This is a genomic window from Planococcus soli, assembly GCF_016881065.1.
GTDB classification, from domain to species: Bacteria; Bacillota; Bacilli; order Bacillales_A; family Planococcaceae; genus Planococcus; species Planococcus soli.
In genome coordinates this window covers 728,128-753,901 of the sequence record NZ_WXYN01000051.1, presented here as the reverse complement: position 1 = coordinate 753,901, position 25,774 = coordinate 728,128, and the positions used below count along the sequence as shown (strand labels likewise).

Below are 25,774 nucleotides of genomic sequence, written 5' to 3'. Positions count from 1 at the left end.
TCTCTAGCGTTACTTGGCGGCAAGATTCTTATATAACGCACTCAGGCCACTCTTTTCTGATTCCGACAAATCCGACCCTTGGATTCGCAGCAGTGCCAATTCCAATTTTTGTTCTTTGGATTTGCGGACACGCGGATGCGTCAATTCATCGTTCAATTCAATCAGGATGTATTTTTCGAGATCCTGCTGGGTAGCGATCTTTTCTGCAGCTGCACGCTGCGACCAAAGTTTCCGGTAAGATTCAATCACGGCAGTTCGACTCCTTCCAACCCTTCACCGATCACGACAATTTGGTTTTGCATTTTCATATACTCCGGAAGCCATTGCGCCATTCCATATGCAAACTGGAAAGCATGGGGATACTTGTCACCTTCAAGCGGCACGTAACCCTTGATGCGATATACAGAATCCGGCAATGCGCGAAGCCATTCTTCAAATTTTTCCCGTTGGATCGGTGCTTCAAACTGCAGCACTTTCGCATTTAAATTTAATTTTGAAACATGGGCTTCAGCAATGTCTCCAGCCGGCGAAGGTGTCAGTTTTTCCAATGCCGAAAACGGCACTTTTGCATGGACAGTTTGGATGATCTGCGCTGTCGGATTCAGCGACTGAATTTCATAGATCACTGTCCCTTGTTCGCCGTCCGTCAATAAATCCATCTTATTGGCCAAGATCAGGTCAGCATGGCGGATCTGCTCCAAAAACAGGGAACGAATCTGCGGAGACAAGTTGTTGCGGTCCATCCAGCGCTTGCTGTCGGCGACTGTCACTATGCCTTTGAAGTTTAGCTGGTCAGCAAATAAAGGAGAAAAGATGGCGTCCAATGCTTCAACCGGATGCGCCGCTCCCGTTGTTTCAATCAACAAAACATCAAAATCTTCTTCAGCCAGCAAGGTCTGGATCTGCGCTTCTGATTTTTCTGATCCTGTGCAGCAGATGCAGCCATCAAGAATTTCCTTCAACGGCACTCCGTCCTCTACTGAATCGGAATCCATGTTCATTTTGCCTAGTTCGTTCATGAAAACTGCCGGCTTTAAGCCTTGGCCTTTCATTTGGCTGATCATGCCCTTTAACAGCGTTGTTTTTCCACTCCCCAAAAATCCGCTGAACAAATATACATCTTTCATCTTCTCATCCTTTCTTCCCCTTAAGAAAAGGCCCGCATAAGCGGACCTTAAAAATTACTCTTCAGTTTCTTCTGCTTCTTCCGAAGCTGTGATTCCCGCTTCTTCCATCAACAGATTTTTAGCTTCCAGCAATTGCGGATCTTCATCTTCAATTTTCTGTCGCAATGCGTCCATTACCGCAAATGTACTGTCTCCAGTCAAGATGCCGGTCACTTCCAGTTCATTTTCTTCCTGGAAAGTTTCCACAGCTTCTGTCATTTGCTCTTCAAATACGCCATCTACATCGCCAACTTCGTAGCCAAGTGCCTCGAGCATTTGCTCTGCAGTTTCTACTTGGTCGGAAATGACGCCATCTTGCAGTTCCAATGATGTATCCAAAACCGGCAGAGACGCATATTCCGGATAAGCAACTTCAACATCCGGTTCGATTCCTTTTTCGTGAATCCAATTGCCGTCAGGCGTAAGCCATTTAGCCGTTGTAAACTTCAGATTAGACCCATCTTCAAGGTCATTGGCAGTCTGAACAGTACCTTTGCCGAAAGTTTTTTCTCCAACTAATTGGATCTCTGCCGACTCGTTCATCGCTCCGGCCAATATTTCGGATGCCGAGGCGCTTCCGCCATCAATCAGCAGGGTAACAGGCACTTCAATTTTCGTACCTGGCGAAGACATGTAAACTTCAGGTTCAGCACCTTTTGCCTGGACTTCAAACAAAGGTTTTCCATCTTCGATAAACAGATTGGATATGTCAAGTGCCACATCCAGCAAGCCGCCCGGGTTTTGGCGAACGTCCATAACGACCGCTTCCATTCCTTCAGCTTCCATAGTTTCTATAGCATCAAGCAGCTCCTGATAAGTATTTTCAGAAAAGCTTGTTACTTGAATATGCGCTACATTATCCCCAATCATTTCCGCATAAACGGTCTCGATCGGTATTTCATCACGGACAATGGTAATATCAAGCGGCTCCGTATTTTCACCGCGCTGAATTGTCAATGTCACTTCTGTGCCTTTTTCACCGCGAATCAGCATTACCGCTTCAGTGGTTGTAAAGCCCTGGATGCTTTCTCCATCAACTGCCAGTATTTGATCGTTCGGCTGAACACCCGCTTTTTCAGCTGGTGAATTTCTGATTGGCGAAACCACCGTTACATAGCCCCCGCGCTCCTGCACTTCGGCGCCAATCCCTTGAAAACTGGATGATATCCCTTCCAAAAATTGGGATGCCTCATCTTCATTCAGGTAATCAGAATAAGGATCTTCCAGCGAATCAACCATGCCGTTAATGGCACCGTTAACCAATACATCTCTGTCTACTTCTTCGAAATACTGGTCTTGAATTTGATCGTAAGCTGAGTAAAGCTTTTCGAATTCACGACGTTCCGGCGAATTAACTTCGACCGCTTTGTCGTCGCCAAAAGTCAATGCAAAAACCGTTAAACCTGCCGTAGCTATTATTAAAAGAAAGACAAGCATGATAAAAGAGAATGTTTTCATTTTAATAGTGTGCGACGGCGACTCTTCTACTGGCGGAATCTGTTCGTGTTCTTCCCCCGGACGTTTATCATCCATCTGTTTCACCACTTTCATAGTTGCTCTAGAACCGGAGAATATGAAAAGAAAAAGACTGTCGAGACAGTCTTTTTTTGCTTGCGCTTTTCTTTCTTGTCCAGACTTCAGCAGCCAGCCCCTCGAGTCGCTTCACCCTTACCAGCAATGGCAAAGACCGCCATTATCGGTAAGGCTTCCAGCGCTTGTCGGGGCTATACGGCTGCTTGCGCTTTTCTTCAATGTCCAGACTTCAGCGCCCAGATTCTCGGGGTCATAAGCCATCCCGGCTGCGCGGCAAAAAATGCCGCATTGCCGGTCTGTCTTATGCCCGTCGAATCTATACGGGCGCTTGCGCTTTTCTCTTTGTCCAGACTCCAGCAGCCAGCCCCTCGAGTCGCTTCACCCTTACCAACAATGGCAAAGACCGCCATTACCGGTAAGGCTTCCAGCGCTTTTCTGGGCTATACGGCTGCTTGCGCTTTTCTCTTTGTCCAGACTCCAGCGCCCAGATTCTAGGGTCATAAGCCACTCTGGCTGTGCGGCTGAAAACATGCCGCTTCGCCAGCGCGTCTTATGCCCGTCAAATCTACACGGGCGCTTGCGCTTTTCTTTCTACTCTTGAATTGCTGCTTCCAGAGCTACGACAATCATGTCGTTGAATGTTGTTTGTCGTTCTTCTGCAGTTGTCACTTCGCCTGTCAATAAATGATCGCTGACAGTTAGGATAGATAGGGCTTGACGGCCGAATTTCGCTGCCAGTGTATAAAGCGCAGAAGACTCCATTTCAAGAGCAAGTACACCGTACTGTGCCCATTTTTCGTGTTCAGCAAATTCGTTGTAGAAAACATCTTCAGTAAAGACATTTCCGACACGTAAGCTCAGACCTTTTTCTAGGCCCGCGTTGTATGCTTTCAACAACAAATCAAAATCGGCGGTCGGTGCATAGTTGACCCCTTTAAATATGATTTCATTCATTTTAGAGTCAGTAGACGCACTTTGTGCCAAAATGACATCGCGAACTTTGACGTCTTTATGAATTGAGCCGCAAGTACCCACACGGATTAGTTTTTTAACATCATATTCCTGCATTAACTCCGTTACGTAAATAGAAATCGACGGTACACCCATTCCTGTTCCTTGAACAGAGATGCGTTTCCCTTTATATGTGCCGGTATAACCGAACATATTGCGGACTTCGTTATATAACGTTACGTCTTCCAAAAAAGTTTCCGCTATGTATTTTGCGCGAAGCGGATCTCCAGGCAGTAAAATTGTTTCGGCGATATCGCCTTTTTTTGCATTGATATGAACACTCATCTAAAAAACCTCACTTTATTATAGTCGAATCAATCATACTGTTTTTTTACTTATAGTGCAATGACCAGCATTATTCGCCGGCGTATTCCTCCCACATTTCATCAAAGACAGAAGCTTTCATGACCGGGTGTGCCTTTTCTTCGACATATTTTGAAAGCTGATCAAAGTCTGATGACGATTTGGGAAATGAATGGTCCAGAAACATCGAATCCGCAAAGTGGGAAAAATCATCAGCATCCATTTTCCCTCGATATTTTAATGCAAATTGATAAAATGATCGGTCCATGAAGGGCTCCTTCCAGATTTCAGGCCAAAAAAACCCGGACAGTTGTCCGGGCAACCTTCTATTCAAACAGTTTTTTGTATTCGGATAAGCCTTCTGCGTCCAACTGCTCTTTGGGAACAAAACGGAGCGCTGCAGAATTGATGCAGTAGCGCAAGCCGCCAAGAGAAGATGGGCCGTCCGGGAACAAGTGCCCTAGATGCGAATCGGCTGTCTCAGAGCGGACTTCCGTTCTTCTCATGCCGTGGCTCGTGTCCAGGTTCTCTTTTACTTCTGAGCCTTCGATCGGCTTTGCAAAACTAGGCCAACCGCAATGCGCATCAAATTTATCTTTGGAACTGAACAACGGTTTGCCGGAAACGATGTCCACATAGATGCCTTCTTCAAAGTGTTGGTCGTATTCTCCCTGAAACGGCGGTTCAGTGCCGCTTTCCTGGGTCACATGATATTGCATCGGCGTTAGCTTTGCTTTTAATTCTTCTTTCATGATTGTCCACCCCAGTTCTTTTCAATAAAAGCCGTCCGCCCAGAGCCGACCGAATATCGGTTGTAATGGGCAGGGTTTTTCTTATAGTAATCTTGATGATGAGATTCTGCCAAATAAAATGGTTTGGCTTCAATAATCGGTGTTGCTACAGGATTTTTAAATCTGCCTGAATTGTCCAGTTCCTGTTTGGACTTTTCTGCAGCAAGACGCTGCTCTTCTGAATGATAGAAGATAGCCGTCTGGTATGATTCCCCGCGGTCAAAAAATTGTCCTCCTGCATCTGTCGGATCGATTTGTGTCCAGAATACATCCAACAGTTTTTCGTATGGAAAAATGTCGGGCTGGAACGTAATTTGAACCGCTTCGACATGGCCCGTTGCGTTTGAACAAACCTGTTCATAGGTCGGATTTGGCAGATCTCCGCCTGTATAGCCGCTTACTACTTCCTCAATGCCGTCCAATGAATCAAAAGGCTTGACCATGCACCAAAAACAGCCTCCTGCAAATGTCGCTTTTTCCGTCTTCATAAGCTCACTCCGTTCCTTATGGTTCAATTGTTACCAATAACCGGATATCGTCTTCTTGCAAATTGAACGATGCTGCGCGCACGGAAATGCCATCATCCAACGGAATTTCCGTCAGTTTTAGCAGCACTTCTTCGTCGGCAGGCATCACTTCCATAAATTCCGGAAGTTCAACTGAGTCTCTAAGCAACTTTAACGCAGATTCAGGCGGAATATCCAGCATGCCGACTTCCACTGACTTTTGTTCCAGCAATAAATTGCCGTCTTCTTGAACAAGCGGCTCAAATTTCATTAAAATTGGCAAAGTTACCGAAAAAATAGTAAGCTCGGTCGAAATGCTGACGTCATCAGTAACTGACAATGATAATGGGATTGGCTGATCTTTCATGGCATCTTGTATATAAGTGTTGGCAATTCCTTCAAAATCGGATTTTGTGGTATTGACGACAACTGTATTGCCGGCTGCCGGCGTATTTTTCACCGCTTGATAAGATGTGTGGTCCTGCGGTGGAGTGGTCACATAAAGCAAGAGTCCCACCAATGCCAATGCGTTGAACACCAATAGCACAAAGAAAGCAAAACGCCATTTTTTCATTTGTCACCACCCCCTATTCTTCGTAGTTCAACCCGCATTCTTCCATGCGTTCCAAAATACGCTCGGCCATCAAGTCATAGCCTTTGCTGTTCGGGTGAAAAAAATCAGAGTGATAAACCAGGTTCTGATTGCCGACAAACAAGTCACTGACAGGCACGAAGCATGCCTGTGGATCTGCTGCCGCCCGATCTTCCATCGCTTGGTTATAGGAAGCGATAATCTGATCAAATTCCTCCACCTCATCAGTTATGAGCGAGAAAGGATTGTAGATGCCCACAATGATCATGGGTGCATTGGGATTGATGTCGCGGATTGCCGTAAAAATCGTTTCAAATCTATTTTCATAAAGGATCAGTTCATCCTCAAAGGCTTCCAGATTCAATGAAAACAAATCGCGTTTGACGATTCGCATGATATCGTTTCCGCCAATCGTCAGCGACAAATAATCCGCTTCTGCAACAGGACCGTTCAGTTCGCCCTGCTGAATCATAGCCAATAGCTGATCGCTGCGGCGTCCGCGCTTGGCGGTGTTTTCAACAGCGACTCCTTCAATTCCTTGCCAGGTTCGAATCTCGTTTGCCACTCTCCCTGTATAGCCCCCTAAGTTCTCCTCGTCGCCTACACCCTGAGACAAGGAATCGCCTAGAGCCGTAATGACCACAGCTTGAGGAACAAAATTTGGCGGGATTGTATACGGGTTAATGGAGGGTTCGGTTCTTGGTTCCGCTTCTTCATTGCCAAAGATAAAAGTTGGACTGCACCCCGCTACAATACCCATGGACAAAATGATGATAAACAGGATGCGCTTCAAATTTGTCTCTCCTTTTTCTGAAGGGCTTTACCGTACAAGTCAATCCGTATAATACATGAAACCAATGGCTCCGATTCCCGTATGGGTAGAGATAACCGGAGTCGTAAAATCGAATTTAATATCCGTAAAGCCCGTTTCCTTAATTTTTTCCCGCAGCGGTTCAGCCATTGCCAGTCCATTAGCATGCGCAATTCCTACACCTTTAACAATTTTTCCTGCCGTGCGGTCCATGAAATCCTTCATGAGATATTCAACCACTTGCTTATGGCTTCTTACTTTGGCAACGGGCGTGTATTCACCGTCGTCCAATGAGGCAATCGGTTTGATCTTCATCAGCGAGCCCAGCAATGCACGTCCTTTGCCGATGCGACCGCCTTTCACCAAATTATCAAGTGTGTCGACCACTACAAACAGCTTGGTGTTGAGGCGGATCTGTTCCACCCGTGCAACAATTTCGCTCATCGATTTACCAGCTCTCGCCATATCAGCTGCTTCAAACACCTGAAATGTCAAAGCGTGGGAAATATAGCGGGAATCGATGACCGTGACAGCTGAATCCGTCAGTTGAGCTGCTGCTTTCGCAGACTCAACTGTCCCGCTCATTCCGCCAGTCATGTGAATGGATAAAATTTGATCTCCATTTTTGCCCAGTTCATCATAAAGTTCTTTGAAGATGCCCGGAGCCGGCTGAGAGCTTTTCGGCATTTCATCGGAGGTTTTCATCAGCTCGAGAAAAGATTCCGGCTCAAGGTCAACGCGGTCCAAATAAGATTTTCCGCCAATTTGAATGTTTAACGGAACCACGTGCAAATCGTATTTTTCAATGACTTCCGGTTTTAAATCAGCGGTCGAATCCGTGACAATATGAATTTTTGACATGAAATCACATCCTTTTTCACTTTAGTGTAAGTAATCAGTATATGGGAGATAACTCATAGCGCTGCCCGCATAGTTAGATGGGCGGAAATCTTCAGTCAGCCACCGGTGCTTTGTTGCACCGGTGAATCAAGGGCATCTTCAATACGTGACCGAACAAGCGCTATTGCGGATTTGGTATCCAGTTCTTGGATCCGGTTAGCCGAAACAGGATCGAGCAATTGGACGGATACTGCTGCCGGCATAATCTTATTGTTGTTTTTTTCCATAATATCAGAAGTTCCAGAAATCGCAATCGGCAAAATCGGGACACCCGAGTCTTTCGCAATCCGCATAAAACCGGATTTGAATTCACCCGTCTCCTGGCCCTTGCTTCTCGTTCCTTCAGGGAAAATCAGGATGGAATGGCCTTCTTTCAGTTTTCCAACCGTATCGGTGATTGACTTTAACGCGCTGCGGCGATCGGTTCGATCGAGAAATACGCAATTCATTTCTTCCATATACATCGGAATGATTGGCATTTTCTTCACTTCTTTTTTGGAAATAAAACCAAAGGGTTTTGGAATGGTCGACAGCAGGACCGGAATATCAAAATTCCCTTCGTGATTGCTGACAAAAAGGACCGGCCCATCAGGCAGGTTTTCCAGCCCTGTAACAGAAACAGTGCTTTTCGTCCTTTCCATAATGCCGGCCGCCCATTTTTGAGGCTCTGTATGAATCAGCTTGTCATACTCCTCTACACTCAGCTGCGTTTTTTGTTTTATGAACTTTTTCAGGTTTACAGCGCTGATCGGCAAATAGCCAAATAGAAATGAGAATGTCCTGACCGAGTTAAGCATGATCTTTTTTCTTTTTCCGGCGTTCGTACACCAGGTATGAAAATGGCACTTCATTTGAAATTTGCTGTTCCGATTCGGAAACGAGCTTCCATTCACGGCCATATTCCGGGAAGTATGTATCCCCATCAAAAGCCTGGTGAACAAGTGTGATGTAAAGGCGGTCAGCATCATCCAAAATTGAATTGAAAATCTGCTCGCCCCCGATAATCATCACCTCGTCATGAAATTCTTTTGCCAATTTTACGGCGTCCTGCAGATTATGGACCACGTCCACACCTTCTGCCTGATAATCGTCATTGCGTGTCACGACAATATTGCGGCGTTTTGGAAGGGGACGGCCGAGCGATTCAAACGTATTGCGCCCCATGACGATGCCTTTCCCAATTGTCTGTTCTTTGAAATAAGCCAAATCAGCCGGAATGTGCCAAGGCAATTCGTTGTCTATACCGATAACCCGGTTTGGATCATGCGCTACCATCAGTGAAATCATGAATTTTCCTCCTATCCCGCTTTTTGCGGGTGTTGAACTTTAATGAATCAGGATTTTTTGTTGTTAAAGAAATCGTATTGGTTAATCGCAATTCCATCAGGTAATAGATGTTAAACTGCGACGGGTGCCTTGATCCGAGGATGCGGATCGTAGCCTTCGATGGTGATATCTTCCAGTTTCAAGTCGAAAATCGATTCGACATCTTCGTTAATTTTCAGAGTTGGCAATGGTTTTGGTTCTCTTTGCAATTGTTCCTTCACCTGTTCCATATGGTTGGAATACAGGTGTGTGTCGCCTGTTGTATGGACGAAATCGCCAACTTCCAAATTGCATTCCCTTGCGATGAGGTGCGTCAATAGCGCATAGGATGCGATATTGAAAGGCACGCCTAAAAAAACATCTGCGCTTCGCTGGTATAGCTGACAGGATAGTTTGCCATCCGCCACGTAGAACTGGAACATGATGTGGCATGGCGGCAAAGCCATATCATCAATAAATTCCGGATTCCAGGCGGTGACAAGGTGGCGGCGCGAATCCGGATTTTCCTTGATGGATTCGATGACATTCTTAAGCTGGTCAATGGTACCGCCTTGGGTTGTCGCCCATGAACGCCATTGTTTGCCATAAACCGGCCCCAGGTCTCCATACTTTTCTGCAAACTCCGGACTTTCGATTACTTTCCGCTGAAAGCTTTGCATCTCCAGTTTGTACAGTTCCGCGAATTCCGGATTCCTTTGTGCACGCCGCCCAAAGTCGGTCATGTCCGGCCCTGCGTATTCTTCACTTGCTACCCACTGGGCAAACGCCCATTCATCCCAAATATGATTATTGTCCTGGAGCAAGGCCCGGACATTGGTATCGCCTTTGATAAACCAAAGAAGTTCCGACACAATCAGGCGGAACGCTGTTTTTTTTGTTGTCATCAGGGGGAACCCTTCGCTCAGATCAAAACGCATTTGATGGCCGAAGATACTCAAAGTTCCTGTACCGGTGCGGTCTTCTTTTGTCGCTCCGTTATGTAAAATGTGTTCGCATAAGTCTAAATATTGCTTCATGTAAATCGCCTCCGTTATTATGTTTAATCATAACAAAAACTCTCTACTAACAACACTTTCATCTATAGATTTATATCTATTTTAACCTGAACAGCTAAACTTAACTATTACTCTTCCGCGAAATAGCAATAGGTGTATGAAGAAAAGTTCATTAATCATGAGTTAAATAACTACCCTAGCAACTGTGCCTCCAATGGCTAGGCGACGCAAGAAGACTGGTGCTTTTCCCGGTTACTTGCGAGAGCAATTCCTAAGGCGACCAAAGTGGTTCATGAAATGGCGATATGCAAGTCCATCTTAAATGATTCATTTATACAAAACAAAAAACCGCCACAACGTGAACGGTTTAGGAAAGCCATTTAGGCGGTGTATTTTTGGACCAGTAAATATCGCCCACGGTTATGTGCTTTTGGAAATCATCTTCAGCCAAATGGTAATGGAAATTAAATGAATAGCCTACTTGCGGCTTTTTCTCGGTTCTGACGTGGAAACGGATTTCGTCTTTGTTCGTTTCGGTATCATACACATGGAAAATCTTTTCTGAATAATCGCCTGAAGGTTTTTCAGAAATGGCCAATTTGCTCAACTTGCCGGTATCCAGAGTTGCCAAATGAACATCGATCGCCCGCTGGATGTTTGGCAGGATCATAGTCTGAAATTCATCTTGGATGACAGGGCCGATCCGTGAACCGAACTTCAAATAAGACTGCTCTTCGGCAGATTGGTGGACCGTGTCGAGGATGGATTCACTGGTATCGTAAAACTCGCTTGGATCGATCCAATCATAAATATACTGTTTGTTATCGCTTTCAGCAGCGTGTGATTTCGGTTGTCCTTTTTCGTCCAGAAGCGACTCCCAGATTAAATGGTTCGGGGAGATTGCACCTAATGTCAAAACGGCAACTGCAATCATCAGCGACTTTTGCCACCAATTTTTCATTAACATCACCTTTTCATATATGAACATTTTAGTAACACGTTTGCTTATTTATACGAATTTTATTGGTAAAGGTTTCATCTTCTTGAAATTCATTGTACAATAAAGTCATTAAGAACGCCTTGTTTTTTTTTGAAAAGGAGGAATTTTCATGGATGCATCATTATTGATCGGACTGGGTCTCCTGTTTATGCTTGGATACTTGACTTCACTTTCTTTTACAGACTAACGAGCAAATAAAAAAATCTTCTGGATGCCCAGAAGATTTTTTTATTTGCTCGTTTATGGCCTGACAGAAATTACGCCGTAATGGAATTTTGTATTTGGCCGAACGCGCCGGACAAACCCGAACCTTTCAAAATCGCCTGAGCGGAAATGCGCTTTTAAGACGATGCTTTTTCGTGCCACACGTTTCGCTTCTGCTACCCACTGCTCTGTCAATTGCCCATGGTCAGCCGGTCCTCTTAGCGGAGTAAAGTTGGATGCCTCGCTAATTTCCTCGGTGAACATCGGATCCATGTAAATGACATCAATTGAACCGGATTCGAGCGTTTTTAAAAATGACACCGCGTCTGATGTTACCACTTGGATGCGCCGCATCGCCTCTTCCAAGTGAAGCATCTCGTTGTATGCCTGCAACCCCTGTCCCACTACATAAGCTAGAACCGGATGGCTTTCGCAGCCTATCACACATCCTCGGTCACCAACGCGCTGAGAGGCTACAATGGCGTCTGAAGCTAAACCCAATGTACAGTCTAAAAAAGAATCGCCCGGAGCCAGTCTCGAAACTTCAATAACCGGATCCTGCTCGAGCGGCCGTTTCGTCCGGAAAGCTGCTGAATTCGGATGAAAAAAGAACGGCTCTTTTTTACCCAGTGGGTAAAACTCGAGCCGTTCCTTTAAACAAACCAAAAGGTCCGCTCCTTCATCCGCATGCATCTTGTCGATGGAACGTTTATTGCGCGGAACCTGCAGAAGCGATAGATCTTCTGAAACACGAGCGGCCCGCTCTAACGTTGATGAAGTTGGCCGGTACGCTGTTGTAACTACTGTTTTCAATGAGCTGCCACCTGTTCAAGAACCTGTGACAAATGATCGCGAATCTGTTCCATCGGGAAGCCTTCAATTTGTTCACGTGGAATAAAATAAGCCAGTTGGCCGTCCTTCAATACCGCAATCGATGGCGATGATGGAGGAACTTCCTCAAAATAATTGCGCATTTGCGCAGTTGCTTCTTTGTCCTGCCCAGCAAACACCGTCACCAAATGCTCCGGTTTCGCCTTTATTGTCTGAAGCGCTTCAATAACTGCCGGACGTGCCAAACCTGCAGCACAGCCGCAAACCGAGTTGATGACAACAAGGCTTGTCCCCTCAGAGCTGCTCATATGCTCATTGACTTCCTCAGCCGTCAATAATTCCGTAAATCCTGCACCCGTTAATTCTTGGCGCATCGGCACAACAATGCCTTTCATGTACTCATCATATGCGTTCATGCTTTCGCCCCTTTTCGTTTCATCTGGTTTTACTTGGTATCTTAGGTTCTTGTCTATTTCAGTGTAACCTAGATAGGTTGGAATTTCATAGTGAGCTGTTTTGATGTGCCTTTTTAATGCGTTAATAAAATATTTTCCACACAACGAATTTATGTAAGTTTCTTCTATATAATAACTTATAGCGAAAATAAAATACTGCCGCGAAAGACGCTGGCGGCAGTATCTTTAACACTCTAGCAGATTGGGAGATGCAGTATGAAGAAGAAAAAGAAGCAGGTAAAAGAAGAAAATTGTTTTGTTGAAATGTTTAAGGAACTTAGCTTTACAATTATTGCACAGGCCATATTCTCCATTATATGGAATGTTATATTATTCATACCCCGATCGATTATCCGGTTATATAACAATATGTCACTCTAAATAATTTTCTAGACATGCCCTTCCCTTCACTATCTGACTGAAAAATCAGTTTTGAATATTCCTTTAAGCTTTCCAGCTAAGTAGAGTCTGTTCTTCGGCTTTTTTCATAAGCACGCTCCTCTTTTAGGTAACGGATGTAACTGCTCCCGAACGCGACAAGCGACGTGATCCAAAGTGAGATTACAGCTGCATTTAAGATCATGAACATCATGATTCCTCCTCTTCTACTAATCAACAAACTAGTCGAAATACGGATCAAAAGTTGCAAGAAGACCCTAAGAATTTCTTTACGGTATTTCACTATTTTTAATTAGTCGTGTTAACGCACAGATAAGTTTCTATTGCATAACAAAAAAGCGCCCAATGGACGCTTTTTTGTTAATTTTCTTTGGAAATACTGGTGTACATATTCTTTAGGTATTTATCCGGATGGGGCATCGGATGATTTTTGCCTCTTTTGGTATTCCGCTGGTAACTTTCAAAAGCTGAATTAATCAGCTCCCAATCCTCCGGATAATCGGTTTTAAAATTAGTTTTAAAAATATGCCAAGTCATATCTTCACCATATTTTTTGATCATCGCTTCTAGTTTTTTCTTTTTTGCCGGAAATACTGCACTGCCCATAACATCACTCTTTTCTCTTACCAATATACAACAAAAGAAAAAATTTGAAAAGAATCATCAAGCCGAATTTATGCCACTCTTGTTCTTTTTTTGAATGAGTTATTCTGTTGCCATAACTTAAAAAGATCCAACTACAGAGCTTCTGCCCAATCTGCATCCCAATAGAGTGGATGTGCAGTGATTTTTTACGTTGTTTTATTGCCGTACAGCTTTTCTTCCAAAACCCTGTCAACCAGTTCGATTGCCTGCTCGAGCCGTTCGTTGTAGTTTCCTTTGATAGAATGATAGTGAATGTTTTGGCGATCCAATATGGCCTTTAAATAGTCGTTGTTCCGCTCCCGAATCTTTTGTTCTCCGAATAACCGGGTGCCATCATCGACCCACGCCACATCAGGCTCAAGGAAAAGCCATAGATCATAGTTTTGAAGAGCAGCTACTTGATCTAAGACTGGCTGTTCATAGCCGAGGTATGCCCACGAGAAATACTGCGTGACATTTGCTTCCGTATCGATAAAGAGCAGTTTGTTGGCACGCTTTGCCTGTTCTTCTTCATGATATTTGTGCTCGAAGGCAATTTTCGGAAAGTCTGCTTCAATAGTGATTTCAGCGCCGATGTTTTCATAAAACTTGCGGCCATATTCTTCGACATAGCTTGTGTTATAAAGATTCGCCAGGTTTTTAACCAATGTCGATTTTCCAGCGCTTTCGGTTCCAACCACGACAACCGTCCGAACAAAGTAAGGTTGGACTACGTGAGGGATAATCGACCAGTGTTTCATGGCACCTTCTTCACGTATTTGTGTAGCAGAGATGGGGTATGTTTGCCGTTCTGCGTCTAAAACCACATGCTGCGCGTCTGGATAAAGCTTCTCAAAATGCTCGCCGTACGCGTGTTCTGAACTAAAGACGGTGTCAATCTTTTTGCCGATTGCCTCTTTGATGGCAATGGACCCTTTTTCCCAGTCATAAAATTCATCTGTCTGCTTTTCAGCTACGGCGTGGACTTTGACATGCGGAAGGTCCTTTGTGAGTTCATTCCACCAGCGAAGCCGTTGGTGAAATGGTATTGGTTTCATGGTTGTGCCATTAAAATAAAATTCACGCTCATACTCTTCATCATGCGTGAGGATAACGTGCAACTCTTCTACCATGGTACTGGCACGGATCATTGCACTAACATGCCCTTGATGGATAACCAAAAATTTGCCGCCGTACATTCCAACTTTGCCAATCGCCATTTAAACGGTCTCCTCTTTTAAAACTTGATTTTTAGCCATCTTTCTCCAGTTGTAATATCCGTAGATTGAGTTGACAAGGAATGCTGTCCACATCACAACCAATGTATAATCGTTGCCGCCTGTTGCATCCAGCGTAACAACCCAAAGAACAATGGAAAGAAAGTTAACCAAAATCCAAACGAGCCATTGTTCAGCAAAACGTTTCAGCATAAGAATCTGCGCTGTAACGGACAACACATTTGTGGCGGAATCTAGGCCGACAGAGCGTCCTCCAATGGTCTGCAGCAAGATTGCATACAGAATTGTCCCAATGATGATGGCAATAGCGGTATAAAGCCAGGAGCTGGGGTTCATTGTTTTAACAACGACGTCTTCGCCTTGCACACTGTTCTTATTTTTGATCGTGTTTCGGTGCCATAGGTAAAGACCGATAAATTGAATAGGGAAATAAAACAGGCCGTTAAGCATTGCCTCTCCATATAACCCATATGTAAATGAAATGTATGCATAGGTAGATGTCTGAATTATGCCAAAGTAATAATTGCTGATCTTTCCTTTTGCCACTAAAAGGACGCACAGCATGCCGCTGAGTGAACTGATGAGACCGAGGAGGGTATCATCCCAGGCAAAAAACAGGTAAATATTAATGGCTGTGAAAATGACGAGCCAACTTTTTTCGAATAAACTCCAATCCTTTAAGAAGCGTTGTGATTTTGATTCGGCAGCGGTGACGGTCATGGTTTATCCTCCAATTTTTTTGAACTTCCCAATCATTGAATAGCATCATTTGAAAACTGTATACTTTTTACCTTGATTATACCATTTACTCTCATTTTCATATCTGTTTCCTTCTACTGTAAACCCAAATTTTTATGCCAAGAGTTATTCCTAACGTAATCGATGAAATCCCTAATATTTCCATTGAAGCCTAAATATAAAAATAGATATAGAATATATGTTATAGTTAAGGATGAACATTATTAATGGATTCTCCGCGACTTTATTTAGTCAATTTCCAAAGTGGAAGCGAGGAATTACGATGAGCTCGGATAGAATTAATGAGATATTATCTACAATGCGTCAGTATCACACCGCAAAAATCACTTCTACTTTCAGCAAAGAAGGTAATAGCCTTATGCGCGCAGTATGTATCCCTTCAACATCAACTCTGGAACTTACTTTTTTAGAAGAACGACGAATAGAATTGTATGATTGCCTTGCTGAAGCAGTGAAAACAGTAGAAATATAAGTTAATTTCACCTCAAGTTACTGACCCTGATCCTTCAGGTTTTTTTTTTGCCTTTATTGAATATAGTGGAATATATTAACGTTCATGGAACTCGCCTCGGATCTACTCTAAAGTGGAGCAGCACGTCTAATCTGGAAAGAGAGCGATTTTATGAAATTGAATCACATTAAAGATCTTTTGGTTATTACATGCAATTTTAATGCGTCCTCCATCACCCACACATTTGCGATTGATGACGGCGAAGATGCCCTTATCGTTAAGTGCATCAAAGACACATTTATCATAGAGATCACGTCCCGTGAAAGCAGGCACATTGAACAGTACACGTCTGTTGATCAAGCGGCTGAAAGACTTTTCAACAAAATGGATTCCAATAAAATTTCCTGATCATTCATTGCCGACTTTTTAACTATGATAGACACGACCAACCAAAAACAACCTGCCGTTCGTTACCAAACGGCAGGTTGTTTTTTACTATTTACAGCATTTTTAAATAAGAAGGACCAAAGAATAAAAGCAAAAGACTCCTGTTTGCAAAAATTTCTTCACCTCTCTAAATCACATTTCACATTGCTGCTTTAGGCAATATAAAAGCCACCCCTCAGGATGGCTTAAAGAGCGATATTTGAATGCCTTCAACCGATGGCGGGCGAAGAATGATTGAACTGCCTGATTCTTCTACCGTGTAATTCTTTAAAAATTCTTCCACATCTTTCGGATGTTCTGCCACTTCTTCTCTTATGAGTTCCTGAATAATCAACGAACTTCTTTTTTGATTTAGTACTACCCCATTGACTGTAAGATTCACCTGTAACCCTCCTATGTATATACTTACACGATAGCATAAATTTAATACAAGCAAACGTATATATGGACCTAATATTTTCTAATATTTTTTATTAATTTTAGTAAATTCATACCTTTTGATGGAGAAAGTGATTTAAATTACCTATTTCACACTAAATTTATAATACCTCCCACAGCAAAACCACGAAATCCTGTCAATAAAAAAGCTACCCAAATTGGGTAGCTTGCCAGATTATCGCTTTACTATTCTGTTTCAGCTGTTTTGTCATCAAACAGTCCCGGCACCAATCGATTCACTGCAAAGCTTTGCGTCAATCCACAATGGCCGCAGCCTGTGACAATAAGCGGAAACTTGCCTGCCGTCGATTTGCCGAGAAATAGCAGTTCCTCAACGATTACTGGCTCTTTCTTGCCGCATGCAGAACACACCTTGCTGACACCGCGGTCATTTAACGTTTTTGCCACGATTTCCAGCTGCTCTTTGGTAAGCCTCATTTTATTTACCCCTCCTTTTGTTCCGGAAGCTTTATTCCTTTTTGTCATACTCTTTATTGATAAAATCAAGCATTTGGCTGAATATGTCGTATTCGAACCATTCGTAGGATGTATCCTGATCGTATTTTCCATCTTCTTTGATTTCCAGGTTGTTTGAAGAGAGCTGCACGATTTGGGTATCTTCTACATCTTCTTGTTCTGTTACTTTCTGGCCAGCAAATTGTTGGGCTACTTTGCCATAAAAAGCATCACGTGTTTGACGGTCTTCAAACTCCCATGATTCATACTTTCCGCTATATAAAATTTCCATTGAATAAACACTGTTTTCCATCTCAAATTCCTCCTAGTAAGTGACGACCCGTATTTTCTATCGTTTAGGTGCACTTTACCTCTTATTGGGAAATTAGAAACATTTAATTTGGCTTGAAGCAGAAAAAGGCCGGGGACTCTTCAGTCCCCGGCCTGCTTCCCCTATTCGTCTTTCATCGCTTGGCGTGCTTCGGTCATTTGTTTCCAAACAGATCCTTTAGCGTCTTCACCTAGTTCGATTCGTGCTATTGCCATTTTGATCTGAAGCTTCACTTCAAACTCCGGATCGTTTTCCGCTTGTTTCAAAGCCGGCAACGCCGCTTCTGTCCCGGTTTCATACAGGAACATCGCTGCTCTCCAGCGGACCAATTTGTTTTTGTCCTTCAAAGTTTCCATCATGATCGGTTCGAATTCCTCAAAACCAAGATCGCTGATGGTGTCGCCAGCTGTTCTGCGGACAGCCCAGCTTTTGTCTTTCATTGCCCGTTCAGCATAAGGAACCACTGCCTTATCCTTGATATCACCAAGGAATATGGCGGCCTGGCGTCGAATGGACATCTTTTCATCATCCAAAGCAAGCGATAGCAACGGCAGATCTTCAATATCCGCTTCAATCATTTGATCGAGCAGTTGGAAACGCGTTTCCCAATCAGGCGCATTGAATTCTTCCGCAGAAACTCTGCGGCCTCTTGGTGCTTCTTCAGACTGTTTGGCTTCTTCTTTTGCAGTAAGTGCGTCCAGGCGGTCTTGAGGATAAGCGGCTTCGATTTCCTCCACCATGCTTCTGCCGATTTCAGCTTTGTCGCCGTAACGGACGCCGTAATCGGCCCATTTGCGCTGCAGCAGGTAGTTCTCTTCTGTCGGGTCCATCACAAGCTGCATCGCCGTGACAAAGCGCTCTGGCATGCCGAAACGTTCCTCAGAGCTGTTGTCGAAGACTTTTACCTGCAGCGGAATTCCCTTGAATTCCTGAACATGTACATAGACTTCTCCGTAATGCTCATCCAATTCAATTTCTTCGCCTGTGTGCTCACGGTTTTCACCGAAGACATTGCGGACTTGCGCCAAAATCGCTTCCCAGTCAAACTTGGATATGCGTTCGACTGCTAAAAAGTCTGCCACATGGTAAACGCCTTTTACGCCATCAATCAAGAGCATCTCCTGAACTTCTTTAGGTGCGCCTTCAAGATTGTCTTTATGGTAGTTATGGCTTTTGCCAAATGGCAATTCCTGATCGATGATCACTTTCATCGTATTCGGGCTTGGTGTCGGTTCAATAGTAATGATTTTCACAAAAAATCCCTCCTGCAATTAATAGATCATGCTTCCGCGATTTCCTGAAGATGGGTCCAGCGTTCGACCAAGGCATCATACTCAGTCGTTAAGGCATTGACTTCTTGCGTCAATTTTTGCAGCTTATCATAATCTGCGCCGGCTAAAGCCATTTCTTCTTCGCGTGCCTCGATTTCCGCTTCTGCTTGTGCAATTTTATCCAGAATACCATCGTATTCCTGCTGTTCTTTATAGCTCATCTTCTTTTTCGCTTTTACCGGTTCGGCCACAAATGTCTCAACCAATTCCTGTTCAGCCAATGCTACCGGATTGCTCTTGTCTTTAATAAATTCAGAGTACAAACCTTGATATTCTTCAATTTGGCCAGTTCCTGTCGTCCATAATTTCCGCGCAATGCGGTCCAGGAAAAAGCGATCATGCGAGATTGTGATGACGACGCCCGGGAAGTTTTCCAGGAAATCCTCCAGAACGGAAAGTGTCTGGATGTCCAGATCGTTCGTTGGCTCATCCAGGAACAGGATATTTGGCTGCTCCATCAATAATTTCAATAAGTAGAGGCGCTTGCGCTCGCCGCCGGACAATTTGCCGATTTGTGTGCCATGGCCGTTTGAGGGAAACAAAAAGCGCTCCAGCATTTGAGTCGCCGATAAGCGAACCCCTTTTTCAGCTTCAAAGTCACTTGATGTTTCCTGAATGTATTCGATCATCCGCTGCGATTCGTCCATTTCAGGCAAATGCTGTGTAAAATGCGCGATTTTCACTGTACTGCCGTATTCCATCTTGCCGGTAGTCGGCTCCAGTTCACCAGCAAGCATTTTCATCAAAGTCGATTTGCCTGCGCCATTTGGCCCAACGATGCCGATGCGGTCCCCGCCCTGCAATAAGAAGTCAAAGCCGCTGAAGATCTGCTTGTCGCCATAAGCGACTCCCATGTCCTTGCCTTCGATAATTTTCTTGCCAAGACGCTGGCTTTGCATCGATAGCTCAAGAGACGTATTGTCGTTTACTTTTTGGACATCTTCCTTAATTTCATCAAAACGCTGAATCCGCGCTTTCTGTTTGGTGGAACGCGCTTTAGCTCCGCGGCGGATCCATTTCAACTCTGAACGGAAACGGTTTTCAAGCTTTTGCTGAGACGAAGCGTTCATTTCGTCGCGAATCGCTTTGTTTTCCAAATAATCGCCGTAGTTCCCTTTATGCGTATACATCGTCTGATCGGCAATTTCGAAAATATGCGTTGAAACGGCGTCCAAAAAATAACGGTCATGCGTCACAAACAGCATGGCCGAACCCATACGCAATAAAGTTTCCTGGAGCCATTCTGTTGAAACGGCATCCAGATGGTTGGTCGGCTCATCCAAAAGGATCAGGTCTGCCGGTTCGATCAATGCTTTAGCGAGTGCAACACGCTTGCGCTGGCCGCCTGACAATTCACTGACCACCTGGTCGTACATATCAATTCCAAGTTTCGACAAAGCCGTTTTCGCCAAAGCATTGATGTCCCAAGCGTTTTCCTGTTCCATTTTTTCCTGGATATCCATCAATTCATCCTGCAATTTTGTGGAACTGGAATCGACCATCATATTTTTCAACGCATTTTCATAGGCACGGTTCAATGCCAAAATCGGCGATTTCCCTGAGAACACTGTTTCAAGTACAGTTAAGGACTCATCAAATTCAGGCTCTTGCATCAAGTACGTAATCTGGTACTTTTTCGGGTGATCCATGACAACTTGGTCAGCATCCATCGATCCTGCCAAAATAGACATCAATGTGGATTTCCCTGTTCCGTTCACGCCGATCAATCCGGCACGCTCTCCTGGATACAAGGAAAATTCTACGTCCTTGAATAAAGTTTTGGCTCCAACAGTTTTGGTTAATTTCGTAATATTTAAGTGGCTCATTTATTCCCATCCGTTTCTGTTTGTAGTTGCTTTAAAAAGGATAGCATATATTCATGGCGTTCTTCAGCCATCTGCTTACCAGTTTCCGTAGTCATTTGGTCTTTAAGCAATAAAAGTTTTTCGTAAAAATGCGTGACACTGCTTGTCTGTGCTTGCCGGTATTCCTGTTCTGTCATCTCGGTGCGGGCTTTTTCGTTCCAATCGTAGAGCTTCCGCCCCTTCGCTCCGCCGTAGGCAAATGCACGCGCGATGCCGATTGCCCCAATGGCATCCAGCCGGTCTGCATCCTGCACAATTTTCGCTTCGATGCTTTCCGCGCGTTTGCCGTTGCCCCCTTTAAAGGAAACCGATGCAATGACGTCCTGTATTTGCTGACGCTGTAGGGTTGAAAGCTTCAGACGATCCAAAATTTCCTGCTCCAGGTCTTCCCCAGGCTTTTTGTATTTCGCATCCGAGACGTCGTGCAGCAACACCGCCAATTCGATAATGAAGGCATCTGCTGCTTCCTGTTCAAGAATTGTTTTGGCGTTTTTCATGACGCGTTCAATATGCTGCCAATCGTGGCTGGCATCAAACTGCTCATAAATTTTCTGTACTTCATTTTTGCATTGCTTGATTTTTTCCAGTTCCATGCTTCCGCTCCTATCGCCTGTTTCTTCTATTATAACCTGAAATCACTCCACAATGCCTGTATTCTCAGCGATTATTGACGTTTCCATAGGCTTCATGTATAGTATAGCCATCCATAACATGGCGTCTATAGGTCCATGGCATACTCAATAATAGGGGGAACTCGCATGCACCAGGGAACAGTGAAATGGTTTAACTCAGAAAAAGGCTACGGATTTATTGAGTATAATGATGGTGATGATGTATTTGTCCATTTTACAGGGATCCAGGGCGATGGGTTTAAGACATTGGCCGAGGGCAAGACCGTGTCATTCGATATTATTGACGGCAACCGCGGACCACAGGCAGCAAATGTTATTCAGATCGATTCAGAGTAAAACAATAGAAAAAAGCAGGGACGGAAATTCCGTTCCTGCTTTTTGTATTGAAGAAGAAAAACAGTTTATTGTTTATCGCCGGTTCCGACTTTGTTGAGCTCATTTCCAAGGAATTGCAATTGGGTGCCGACTGTACAGCTGCTGATGCAAAATCTGTGGGCGGCAGTTTTCCCTTCATCTTTGCGAAGTTGGGTCCGCACAAAGCAGCCATCACAATACGTAGTCAGCATTTCGTCAATTTCATTGATAATGGAAACTTTTTTCACTTTGTCACCTCTTAGCAAATCGTCATTTCTTCATTCTACTACGCATTTGTTTTTTATTCCAACAATAGTTATACTAACTGAGGATATTTTAGAGGACCAAGCGGTTCGCAAATTCCCGCTCTACCAAAACTAAGGAGGAAGTTTTTTGTTTAATGAATTTTGGGGACTTGGCTTTGCCTTGTTCAATTTTGTACTGTTATTGATCATGTATAAGTTTTTTGGAAAGACCGGCTTGTTTGCCTGGGTGGCCATTTCAACGATTTTGGCCAACATCCAAGTGACCAAGACCATTGAGATTATCGGCTTAACAGCTACATTGGGCAATAGCCTGTATGCCTCGACATTTCTGGCAACCGATATCCTGAATGAAAAATATGGCAAGAAAGAGGCAAAAAAAGCAGTGTGGCTCGGCTTTTCTTCCTTGCTTATCATGGTTTTGGTCATGCAGTTCGGACTGAAATTTGTACCGGCTGAAAGTGATTTTGCACAAGGCTCGCTGGAGACGATTTTCGGATTGATTCCACAAATCGCCATCGGCAGCATGGTCGCTTACCTTGCCAGCCAGCATCTGGACGTCGTAATCTTCAGTGCGCTGCGCAAAATGTTTCCAAAAGACAGCCAGTTCTGGATCCGCAACAATGGTTCGACATTGATCAGCCAGCTTTTGGATACGCTTATTTTTACTTCCATCGCTTTCTGGGGTGTCTTCCCATTTGATGTATGGCTTCAAATCTTCATCTCGACCTATGTGCTGAAGTTTATTGTCTCTGTTTTGGATACGCCGTTCGGCTATCTTGCAAAACGGATCAAACCCATTGACGAAAAGTAGGTGATTTCATGTTGGAAGTGTTCGTGGATGCGGCAACTGCCGGAACCCCTCAAGTCAGTGCAGTCGGCGTTTTTATCCGCGGCGAAGGCCACTCGATCCAATGGAGCGAATATGTGGGGGAAATGGACAATCATACGGCAGAATTTACCGCGCTTGTAAAAGGGCTGGAGCTTGCATCGGGCTTATCGTCTGGCATGGTGTCGATCAAGTCCGATTCCCAAGTGACAGTGGACGCTTTTGAAAGAGGAGCGATCAAAAATCCAAAGTTCAAACCATTGCTGGCAAGAGCGCTGGAACTCGGCGACCTGTTTGATTTCTGCTTTATCAAGTGGATTCCAGACTCCCAAAACCGGGCTGCAGACGCTTTGGCAAGAACCGAGCTGCGCAAACATAAATAATCTGTCCAATCTGTGGCAGCCGCCTGTTTTTTATAGGCGGCTGTTTTTGTTTCCATGCATACGCTGCGGGGAAAGTCTGATAAGATTAAGGTACTATCTTTTATTGGAGGAACCTAATGAGAACTAAACTTGGTACTGCACTCGATATCTTTATTTTGGTCGTCGGACCGTGGATCATTTATACGCGAATTGTTGAAATCATGCAAGACGGAGCCTCTGTCTACCCGGTCGTTTCGGTGGTTATTGTTACCGTCGCACTGATTTTCTCCGTTTATAATCTGTATTTGCTGGTTTCCCGCAAACAGCAGAACAACACGAAAAAATAATTGAAAAGAGGCTCCTATCGTGAAATCGCTGTTGTTTTATTTTATTCCATTGCTGGTATTTGCCATCGTCAATAATGTGGTCACCAGCATGGCTTGGCCGCATTACCTGGCATTGCTTCTGGCATTTTTGGTCTTTCAGATGGCACGCCTGCGCTATCCGAAAGACGGAGTTCCGCGCATCGCTAAAATCACACAGGCAGCATTTTACATACTGACCGTCGCAACCATTTTCCGCGACGAATTTTTAAGCCCGCTGATCATTAATGTGATGATTGGTGTTACTTTAGGAATCGTGATCGCTGAAATTATTCAGACGAAAAAAATACCAGCTTAAAAGAATGAGGACCCCAGCAGGACTCGAACGATTTGAGTCTTGCTGGGGTCCTCTTTTGTTTGTAAACGATTTATTCCCGAACATTTGCTGTCAACGGTGATCAGTTCAGCTCATCTAAACCGGCTAAACTTTTTATTTGGTAAAATACCAAACAAGTACCAGCGCGATGGCAACGATTACCCAGGTCATGATGCGGATCAGGTTTTTCTTTTTGCGTATTTCTTCTGTTTCCTTGACGTCTTTTAGCAACGGCATGGAATCACCTCCTTTATCTGTAATATTTCCTATTGGTCAACGATTCTATTAAGATGGAAAAAAGGAGGTTTTCTCGTGAAAAAAATACTAATCCCCTCATTTTCACTATTGCTGCTGGCAGGCTGCAACAATGCTGCACCAAATCCAGACGAAGCAACTGCGCCTTTTGAAGCGATTGCGACAGGGCTTGATGCGCCTTGGGCAATCAATAAAACGGGCGATGAGTTCTATATTTCAGAGCGTACGGGACAAGTTGCCTACATAGATGAAGAGGGAACTTTGACACGCCAAGAAGTCAATTTTTCCGATGCACTTTCCGGTGCTTCTGAAGCCGGGTTTTTAGGCTTTGTGTTAAAGCAGGATTTTGAAGAAAGCCAGGAAGCCTATGGATACTATGTCTACGAAAGTGAAGGCAATGATTACAACAAAATTGTCTCGCTCGTTTTGGAAGATGGGCGATGGCAGGAAAACGATGTTTTGCTTGAAGGAATCCCAACAGGCAACGTCCATCATGGCGGACGCCTGGAACTGGATGCAGAAGGCACCCTCTTTGCAACCATCGGGGACGCTTCTACACCCGATCTTGCACAGGATTTAGGTTCGGTCAACGGCAAAATCCTAAAGCTCAACAGCTCCAATGAATTTGAAATTTTTTCACACGGACACCGCAATCCGCAGGGCATTGCCTGGGATGGAGACACCATGTATGCATCCGAGCACGGCCAATCTGCTAATGATGAAATCAATATTATAGAAGAGAGCCATAATTATGGCTGGCCAACCATTGAAGGCGATGAGTCCGAAGAAGGCATGGAATCGCCGTTCTTCACTACCGGTCCTGACGATACCTGGGCTCCGAGCGGTATTGACATGCATGACGGCTCTCTATACGTGGCGGCACTTCGCGGAACCGCTATTAAAGTACTGGATCCTGAAAATGCCGAAGTGCTGGAATCGATCGAAGGCTTCGGCCGCGTACGGGATGTCTTTTCAGATGGCGACTCTCTCTATTTTATCACCAATAACACAGATGGGCGCGGAACGCCTGCAGATGGAGACGACCACCTCTATAAATTGAATGAATAACAAAAGGTGTATTGGAGCCATCCAATACACCTTTTTTCTTAAACTGATGCTAAAGAAATTTCACCATTAAATTTTCATCAATGTATTTTTCTGGTGTTTTCATAGAATTTATTTCCGTTCCGTATTTTTCAAAACCCAGTTGTTCGTAAAGCGCGATGGCTGGCAGATTTTTACTGGCTACCATTAAATCCAATCGTTCCAGTCCTTGCCAGTTTGAGGCATATTGAAGCAGTTCTTTCATCAACCGGCCGGCCAGTCCATTGTCTCTGGCACTTGGCGTCACGTAAACTGCTACGACAGATGCCCGGTGATCCAGCTTGGGTGCTGTATTGCGGACAAGCGTTACATTGCCGAGCAGGTTGCCGTCTTTAAAAGCGCCAAACGTGGCGGCATGTTTCAGCGCTAAGTTTTTCGCCGTTTTGTCCACTGGTCTTTTGATGGCATCTTCCAGTCTCGTGGCGAATGCGTCAGGACTGTCCTTTAGCGCTTCGATGCGCAAATCGTAATAAACCTGTGCATCTTTAACGTCCAACTTTCGAATCTCCATGA

36 protein-coding genes are annotated in these 25,774 nt (G+C 44.3%); 7 read left to right on the top strand and 29 right to left on the bottom strand.

From position 1 onward, the window contains the following. Nucleotides 1-9 precede the first annotated feature (9 nt). The 20 genes from yoyC to pnuC all read right to left on the bottom strand — a co-directional run bounded on the left by yoyC (nucleotide 10) and on the right by pnuC (nucleotide 15,405). Nucleotides 10-249 carry a protein YoyC gene (gene yoyC / locus GJB59_RS18540; protein ID WP_142826336.1) on the bottom strand — a complete coding sequence of 80 codons (240 nt, stop codon included), beginning with the start codon at nucleotides 247-249 and terminating at the stop codon, nucleotides 10-12. Next, nucleotides 246-1,127 carry a CobW family GTP-binding protein gene (locus GJB59_RS18535; protein ID WP_142826337.1) on the bottom strand — a complete coding sequence of 294 codons (882 nt, stop codon included), beginning with the start codon at nucleotides 1,125-1,127 and terminating at the stop codon, nucleotides 246-248. The genes yoyC and GJB59_RS18535 overlap by 4 nt, the downstream gene beginning before the upstream one ends. Before the next feature lie 54 nt (nucleotides 1,128-1,181). After that, on the bottom strand, nucleotides 1,182-2,699 hold the full coding sequence (locus tag GJB59_RS18530) for a lmo1851 family serine protease (protein ID WP_142826338.1): 1,518 nt from the start codon (nucleotides 2,697-2,699) through the stop codon (nucleotides 1,182-1,184). Between the two features lie 591 nt (nucleotides 2,700-3,290). Next, the gene (gene deoD, locus GJB59_RS18525; RefSeq protein ID WP_142826339.1) at nucleotides 3,291-3,995 is read right to left on the bottom strand and encodes a purine-nucleoside phosphorylase; all 705 of its coding nucleotides are present in this window, start codon (nucleotides 3,993-3,995) and stop codon (nucleotides 3,291-3,293) included. A gap of 70 nt (nucleotides 3,996-4,065) precedes the next feature. Next, nucleotides 4,066-4,281 carry a YozE family protein gene (locus GJB59_RS18520; RefSeq protein ID WP_142826340.1) on the bottom strand — a complete coding sequence of 72 codons (216 nt, stop codon included), beginning with the start codon at nucleotides 4,279-4,281 and terminating at the stop codon, nucleotides 4,066-4,068. A 58-nt stretch (nucleotides 4,282-4,339) separates the two neighbouring features. Further along, nucleotides 4,340-4,765 carry a peptide-methionine (R)-S-oxide reductase MsrB gene (gene msrB / locus GJB59_RS18515; protein ID WP_142826341.1) on the bottom strand — a complete coding sequence of 142 codons (426 nt, stop codon included), beginning with the start codon at nucleotides 4,763-4,765 and terminating at the stop codon, nucleotides 4,340-4,342. Beyond that, nucleotides 4,762-5,292, bottom strand: a complete 531-nt coding sequence (gene msrA, locus GJB59_RS18510) for a peptide-methionine (S)-S-oxide reductase MsrA (RefSeq protein WP_142826342.1) — start codon at nucleotides 5,290-5,292, stop codon at nucleotides 4,762-4,764. The genes msrB and msrA overlap by 4 nt, the downstream gene beginning before the upstream one ends. Nucleotides 5,293-5,308: 16 nt before the next feature. Beyond that, entirely contained in the window at nucleotides 5,309-5,884 is a 576-nt protein-coding gene (locus tag GJB59_RS18505; RefSeq protein ID WP_142826343.1) for a YpmS family protein, read from the bottom strand. Nucleotides 5,885-5,897: 13 nt separating this feature from the next. Further along, nucleotides 5,898-6,695 (bottom strand): GDSL-type esterase/lipase family protein, encoded by a 798-nt coding sequence (locus tag GJB59_RS18500; protein ID WP_142826344.1) that lies wholly within the window; start codon nucleotides 6,693-6,695, stop codon nucleotides 5,898-5,900. Nucleotides 6,696-6,734: 39 nt separating this feature from the next. Next, on the bottom strand, nucleotides 6,735-7,574 hold the full coding sequence (locus tag GJB59_RS18495; RefSeq protein ID WP_142826345.1) for a DegV family protein: 840 nt from the start codon (nucleotides 7,572-7,574) through the stop codon (nucleotides 6,735-6,737). Between the two features lie 95 nt (nucleotides 7,575-7,669). After that, the gene (locus GJB59_RS18490; RefSeq protein ID WP_236015734.1) at nucleotides 7,670-8,254 is read right to left on the bottom strand and encodes a lysophospholipid acyltransferase family protein; all 585 of its coding nucleotides are present in this window, start codon (nucleotides 8,252-8,254) and stop codon (nucleotides 7,670-7,672) included. 148 nt (nucleotides 8,255-8,402) lie between these two features. Next, the gene (locus tag GJB59_RS18485; RefSeq protein WP_142826347.1) at nucleotides 8,403-8,900 is read right to left on the bottom strand and encodes a dihydrofolate reductase; all 498 of its coding nucleotides are present in this window, start codon (nucleotides 8,898-8,900) and stop codon (nucleotides 8,403-8,405) included. A gap of 110 nt (nucleotides 8,901-9,010) precedes the next feature. Then, complete coding sequence (locus tag GJB59_RS18480) at nucleotides 9,011-9,955, bottom strand: thymidylate synthase (RefSeq protein ID WP_142826348.1); 945 nt, start codon at nucleotides 9,953-9,955, stop codon at nucleotides 9,011-9,013. A 346-nt stretch (nucleotides 9,956-10,301) separates the two neighbouring features. After that, nucleotides 10,302-10,895, bottom strand: coding sequence for a YpjP family protein (locus GJB59_RS18475; protein WP_142826349.1), 594 nt, complete (start codon nucleotides 10,893-10,895; stop codon nucleotides 10,302-10,304). A gap of 279 nt (nucleotides 10,896-11,174) precedes the next feature. Further along, a complete protein-coding gene (locus tag GJB59_RS18470) occupies nucleotides 11,175-11,951 on the bottom strand; it encodes a class I SAM-dependent methyltransferase (RefSeq protein ID WP_142826350.1) in 777 nt (258 codons plus the stop codon). After that, nucleotides 11,948-12,385 carry a BrxA/BrxB family bacilliredoxin gene (locus tag GJB59_RS18465; protein WP_142826351.1) on the bottom strand — a complete coding sequence of 146 codons (438 nt, stop codon included), beginning with the start codon at nucleotides 12,383-12,385 and terminating at the stop codon, nucleotides 11,948-11,950. The genes GJB59_RS18470 and GJB59_RS18465 overlap by 4 nt, the downstream gene beginning before the upstream one ends. Before the next feature lie 496 nt (nucleotides 12,386-12,881). Next, complete coding sequence (locus tag GJB59_RS19245) at nucleotides 12,882-13,013, bottom strand: hypothetical protein (RefSeq protein WP_268951331.1); 132 nt, start codon at nucleotides 13,011-13,013, stop codon at nucleotides 12,882-12,884. Nucleotides 13,014-13,183: 170 nt separating this feature from the next. Next, the gene (locus tag GJB59_RS18460) at nucleotides 13,184-13,429 is read right to left on the bottom strand and encodes a hypothetical protein (RefSeq protein ID WP_142826352.1); all 246 of its coding nucleotides are present in this window, start codon (nucleotides 13,427-13,429) and stop codon (nucleotides 13,184-13,186) included. A 185-nt stretch (nucleotides 13,430-13,614) separates the two neighbouring features. Then, entirely contained in the window at nucleotides 13,615-14,667 is a 1,053-nt protein-coding gene (gene nadR, locus GJB59_RS18455; RefSeq protein WP_142826353.1) for a multifunctional transcriptional regulator/nicotinamide-nucleotide adenylyltransferase/ribosylnicotinamide kinase NadR, read from the bottom strand. Next, nucleotides 14,668-15,405, bottom strand: a complete 738-nt coding sequence (pnuC, locus tag GJB59_RS18450) for a nicotinamide riboside transporter PnuC (RefSeq protein WP_142826354.1) — start codon at nucleotides 15,403-15,405, stop codon at nucleotides 14,668-14,670. A 661-nt stretch (nucleotides 15,406-16,066) separates the two neighbouring features. Here pnuC and GJB59_RS18445 point away from each other — a divergent pair. After that, nucleotides 16,067-16,303: a hypothetical protein gene (locus GJB59_RS18445; protein WP_142826355.1), complete on the top strand. Its 237-nt coding sequence runs from the start codon at nucleotides 16,067-16,069 to the stop codon at nucleotides 16,301-16,303. 214 nt (nucleotides 16,304-16,517) lie between these two features. Here GJB59_RS18445 and GJB59_RS18440 read toward each other — a convergent pair whose 3' ends face one another. The 6 genes from GJB59_RS18440 to GJB59_RS18415 form a co-directional block, all read right to left on the bottom strand. Then, on the bottom strand, nucleotides 16,518-16,724 hold the full coding sequence (locus GJB59_RS18440) for a hypothetical protein (protein ID WP_142826356.1): 207 nt from the start codon (nucleotides 16,722-16,724) through the stop codon (nucleotides 16,518-16,520). A gap of 242 nt (nucleotides 16,725-16,966) precedes the next feature. Continuing rightward, nucleotides 16,967-17,218, bottom strand: a complete 252-nt coding sequence (locus GJB59_RS18435) for a hypothetical protein (protein ID WP_142826357.1) — start codon at nucleotides 17,216-17,218, stop codon at nucleotides 16,967-16,969. A 31-nt stretch (nucleotides 17,219-17,249) separates the two neighbouring features. Beyond that, nucleotides 17,250-17,549: a hypothetical protein gene (locus GJB59_RS18430; RefSeq protein WP_142826358.1), complete on the bottom strand. Its 300-nt coding sequence runs from the start codon at nucleotides 17,547-17,549 to the stop codon at nucleotides 17,250-17,252. Between the two features lie 140 nt (nucleotides 17,550-17,689). Next, nucleotides 17,690-18,820, bottom strand: coding sequence for a conserved virulence factor C family protein (locus GJB59_RS18425; protein WP_142826359.1), 1,131 nt, complete (start codon nucleotides 18,818-18,820; stop codon nucleotides 17,690-17,692). A 26-nt stretch (nucleotides 18,821-18,846) separates the two neighbouring features. Then, the gene (locus GJB59_RS18420) at nucleotides 18,847-20,724 is read right to left on the bottom strand and encodes an ABC-F family ATP-binding cassette domain-containing protein (protein WP_142826360.1); all 1,878 of its coding nucleotides are present in this window, start codon (nucleotides 20,722-20,724) and stop codon (nucleotides 18,847-18,849) included. Continuing rightward, nucleotides 20,721-21,356, bottom strand: a complete 636-nt coding sequence (locus tag GJB59_RS18415) for an HD domain-containing protein (RefSeq protein ID WP_142826361.1) — start codon at nucleotides 21,354-21,356, stop codon at nucleotides 20,721-20,723. The genes GJB59_RS18420 and GJB59_RS18415 overlap by 4 nt, the downstream gene beginning before the upstream one ends. A 165-nt stretch (nucleotides 21,357-21,521) precedes the next feature. Here GJB59_RS18415 and GJB59_RS18410 point away from each other — a divergent pair, with 165 nt between their 5' ends. Continuing rightward, on the top strand, nucleotides 21,522-21,731 hold the full coding sequence (locus GJB59_RS18410; RefSeq protein ID WP_142826362.1) for a cold-shock protein: 210 nt from the start codon (nucleotides 21,522-21,524) through the stop codon (nucleotides 21,729-21,731). 65 nt (nucleotides 21,732-21,796) lie between these two features. Here the strand turns inward: GJB59_RS18410 and GJB59_RS18405 are convergent, their stop codons facing one another. After that, complete coding sequence (locus GJB59_RS18405) at nucleotides 21,797-21,997, bottom strand: zinc-finger domain-containing protein (protein WP_142826363.1); 201 nt, start codon at nucleotides 21,995-21,997, stop codon at nucleotides 21,797-21,799. Nucleotides 21,998-22,142: 145 nt separating this feature from the next. Here GJB59_RS18405 and GJB59_RS18400 point away from each other — a divergent pair, with 145 nt between their 5' ends. From GJB59_RS18400 to GJB59_RS18385, 4 genes are all read left to right on the top strand, one after another. Continuing rightward, on the top strand, nucleotides 22,143-22,826 hold the full coding sequence (locus tag GJB59_RS18400) for a queuosine precursor transporter (protein ID WP_142826364.1): 684 nt from the start codon (nucleotides 22,143-22,145) through the stop codon (nucleotides 22,824-22,826). Between the two features lie 8 nt (nucleotides 22,827-22,834). Further along, a complete protein-coding gene (locus tag GJB59_RS18395; protein ID WP_142826365.1) occupies nucleotides 22,835-23,224 on the top strand; it encodes a ribonuclease HI family protein in 390 nt (129 codons plus the stop codon). Between the two features lie 116 nt (nucleotides 23,225-23,340). Continuing rightward, entirely contained in the window at nucleotides 23,341-23,550 is a 210-nt protein-coding gene (locus tag GJB59_RS18390; RefSeq protein WP_142826366.1) for a hypothetical protein, read from the top strand. 19 nt (nucleotides 23,551-23,569) lie between these two features. Continuing rightward, the gene (locus GJB59_RS18385; protein WP_142826367.1) at nucleotides 23,570-23,884 is read left to right on the top strand and encodes a hypothetical protein; all 315 of its coding nucleotides are present in this window, start codon (nucleotides 23,570-23,572) and stop codon (nucleotides 23,882-23,884) included. Nucleotides 23,885-24,016: 132 nt separating this feature from the next. Here the strand turns inward: GJB59_RS18385 and GJB59_RS19240 are convergent, their stop codons facing one another. Beyond that, complete coding sequence (locus GJB59_RS19240) at nucleotides 24,017-24,139, bottom strand: hypothetical protein (protein ID WP_268951328.1); 123 nt, start codon at nucleotides 24,137-24,139, stop codon at nucleotides 24,017-24,019. A gap of 75 nt (nucleotides 24,140-24,214) precedes the next feature. Between GJB59_RS19240 and GJB59_RS18380 the strand changes: the two genes are divergently transcribed. Then, nucleotides 24,215-25,225, top strand: coding sequence for a PQQ-dependent sugar dehydrogenase (locus GJB59_RS18380; protein ID WP_142826368.1), 1,011 nt, complete (start codon nucleotides 24,215-24,217; stop codon nucleotides 25,223-25,225). A 49-nt stretch (nucleotides 25,226-25,274) separates the two neighbouring features. Here GJB59_RS18380 and GJB59_RS18375 read toward each other — a convergent pair whose 3' ends face one another. Then, nucleotides 25,275-25,772 (bottom strand): GNAT family N-acetyltransferase, encoded by a 498-nt coding sequence (locus tag GJB59_RS18375; protein ID WP_142826369.1) that lies wholly within the window; start codon nucleotides 25,770-25,772, stop codon nucleotides 25,275-25,277. Nucleotides 25,773-25,774: the final 2 nt, after the last annotated feature.

Coding starts and splice junctions, on each gene's coding strand:
- GJB59_RS18535 (WP_142826337.1), bottom strand. CDS start 1,127: ATGAAAGATGTATATTTGTTCAGCGGATTTTTGGGGAGTGGAAAAACA.
- GJB59_RS18530 (WP_142826338.1), bottom strand. CDS start 2,699: ATGGATGATAAACGTCCGGGGGAAGAACACGAACAGATTCCGCCAGTA.
- deoD (WP_142826339.1), bottom strand. CDS start 3,995: ATGAGTGTTCATATCAATGCAAAAAAAGGCGATATCGCCGAAACAATT.
- GJB59_RS18520 (WP_142826340.1), bottom strand. CDS start 4,281: ATGGACCGATCATTTTATCAATTTGCATTAAAATATCGAGGGAAAATG.
- msrB (WP_142826341.1), bottom strand. CDS start 4,765: ATGAAAGAAGAATTAAAAGCAAAGCTAACGCCGATGCAATATCATGTG.
- msrA (WP_142826342.1), bottom strand. CDS start 5,292: ATGAAGACGGAAAAAGCGACATTTGCAGGAGGCTGTTTTTGGTGCATG.
- GJB59_RS18505 (WP_142826343.1), bottom strand. CDS start 5,884: ATGAAAAAATGGCGTTTTGCTTTCTTTGTGCTATTGGTGTTCAACGCA.
- GJB59_RS18495 (WP_142826345.1), bottom strand. CDS start 7,574: ATGTCAAAAATTCATATTGTCACGGATTCGACCGCTGATTTAAAACCG.
- GJB59_RS18490 (WP_236015734.1), bottom strand. CDS start 8,254: ATGGAAAGGACGAAAAGCACTGTTTCTGTTACAGGGCTGGAAAACCTG.
- GJB59_RS18485 (WP_142826347.1), bottom strand. CDS start 8,900: ATGATTTCACTGATGGTAGCGCATGATCCAAACCGGGTTATCGGTATA.
- GJB59_RS18480 (WP_142826348.1), bottom strand. CDS start 9,955: ATGAAGCAATATTTAGACTTATGCGAACACATTTTACATAACGGAGCG.
- GJB59_RS18475 (WP_142826349.1), bottom strand. CDS start 10,895: ATGAAAAATTGGTGGCAAAAGTCGCTGATGATTGCAGTTGCCGTTTTG.
- GJB59_RS18465 (WP_142826351.1), bottom strand. CDS start 12,385: ATGAACGCATATGATGAGTACATGAAAGGCATTGTTGTGCCGATGCGC.
- GJB59_RS19245 (WP_268951331.1), bottom strand. CDS start 13,013: ATGTTCATGATCTTAAATGCAGCTGTAATCTCACTTTGGATCACGTCG.
- GJB59_RS18460 (WP_142826352.1), bottom strand. CDS start 13,429: ATGGGCAGTGCAGTATTTCCGGCAAAAAAGAAAAAACTAGAAGCGATG.
- nadR (WP_142826353.1), bottom strand. CDS start 14,667: ATGGCGATTGGCAAAGTTGGAATGTACGGCGGCAAATTTTTGGTTATC.
- pnuC (WP_142826354.1), bottom strand. CDS start 15,405: ATGACCGTCACCGCTGCCGAATCAAAATCACAACGCTTCTTAAAGGAT.
- GJB59_RS18445 (WP_142826355.1), top strand. CDS start 16,067: ATGAAATTGAATCACATTAAAGATCTTTTGGTTATTACATGCAATTTT.
- GJB59_RS18435 (WP_142826357.1), bottom strand. CDS start 17,218: ATGAGGCTTACCAAAGAGCAGCTGGAAATCGTGGCAAAAACGTTAAAT.
- GJB59_RS18430 (WP_142826358.1), bottom strand. CDS start 17,549: ATGGAAAACAGTGTTTATTCAATGGAAATTTTATATAGCGGAAAGTAT.
- GJB59_RS18420 (WP_142826360.1), bottom strand. CDS start 20,724: ATGAGCCACTTAAATATTACGAAATTAACCAAAACTGTTGGAGCCAAA.
- GJB59_RS18415 (WP_142826361.1), bottom strand. CDS start 21,356: ATGGAACTGGAAAAAATCAAGCAATGCAAAAATGAAGTACAGAAAATT.
- GJB59_RS18410 (WP_142826362.1), top strand. CDS start 21,522: ATGCACCAGGGAACAGTGAAATGGTTTAACTCAGAAAAAGGCTACGGA.
- GJB59_RS18395 (WP_142826365.1), top strand. CDS start 22,835: ATGTTGGAAGTGTTCGTGGATGCGGCAACTGCCGGAACCCCTCAAGTC.
- GJB59_RS18390 (WP_142826366.1), top strand. CDS start 23,341: ATGAGAACTAAACTTGGTACTGCACTCGATATCTTTATTTTGGTCGTC.
- GJB59_RS19240 (WP_268951328.1), bottom strand. CDS start 24,139: ATGCCGTTGCTAAAAGACGTCAAGGAAACAGAAGAAATACGCAAAAAG.
- GJB59_RS18375 (WP_142826369.1), bottom strand. CDS start 25,772: ATGGAGATTCGAAAGTTGGACGTTAAAGATGCACAGGTTTATTACGAT.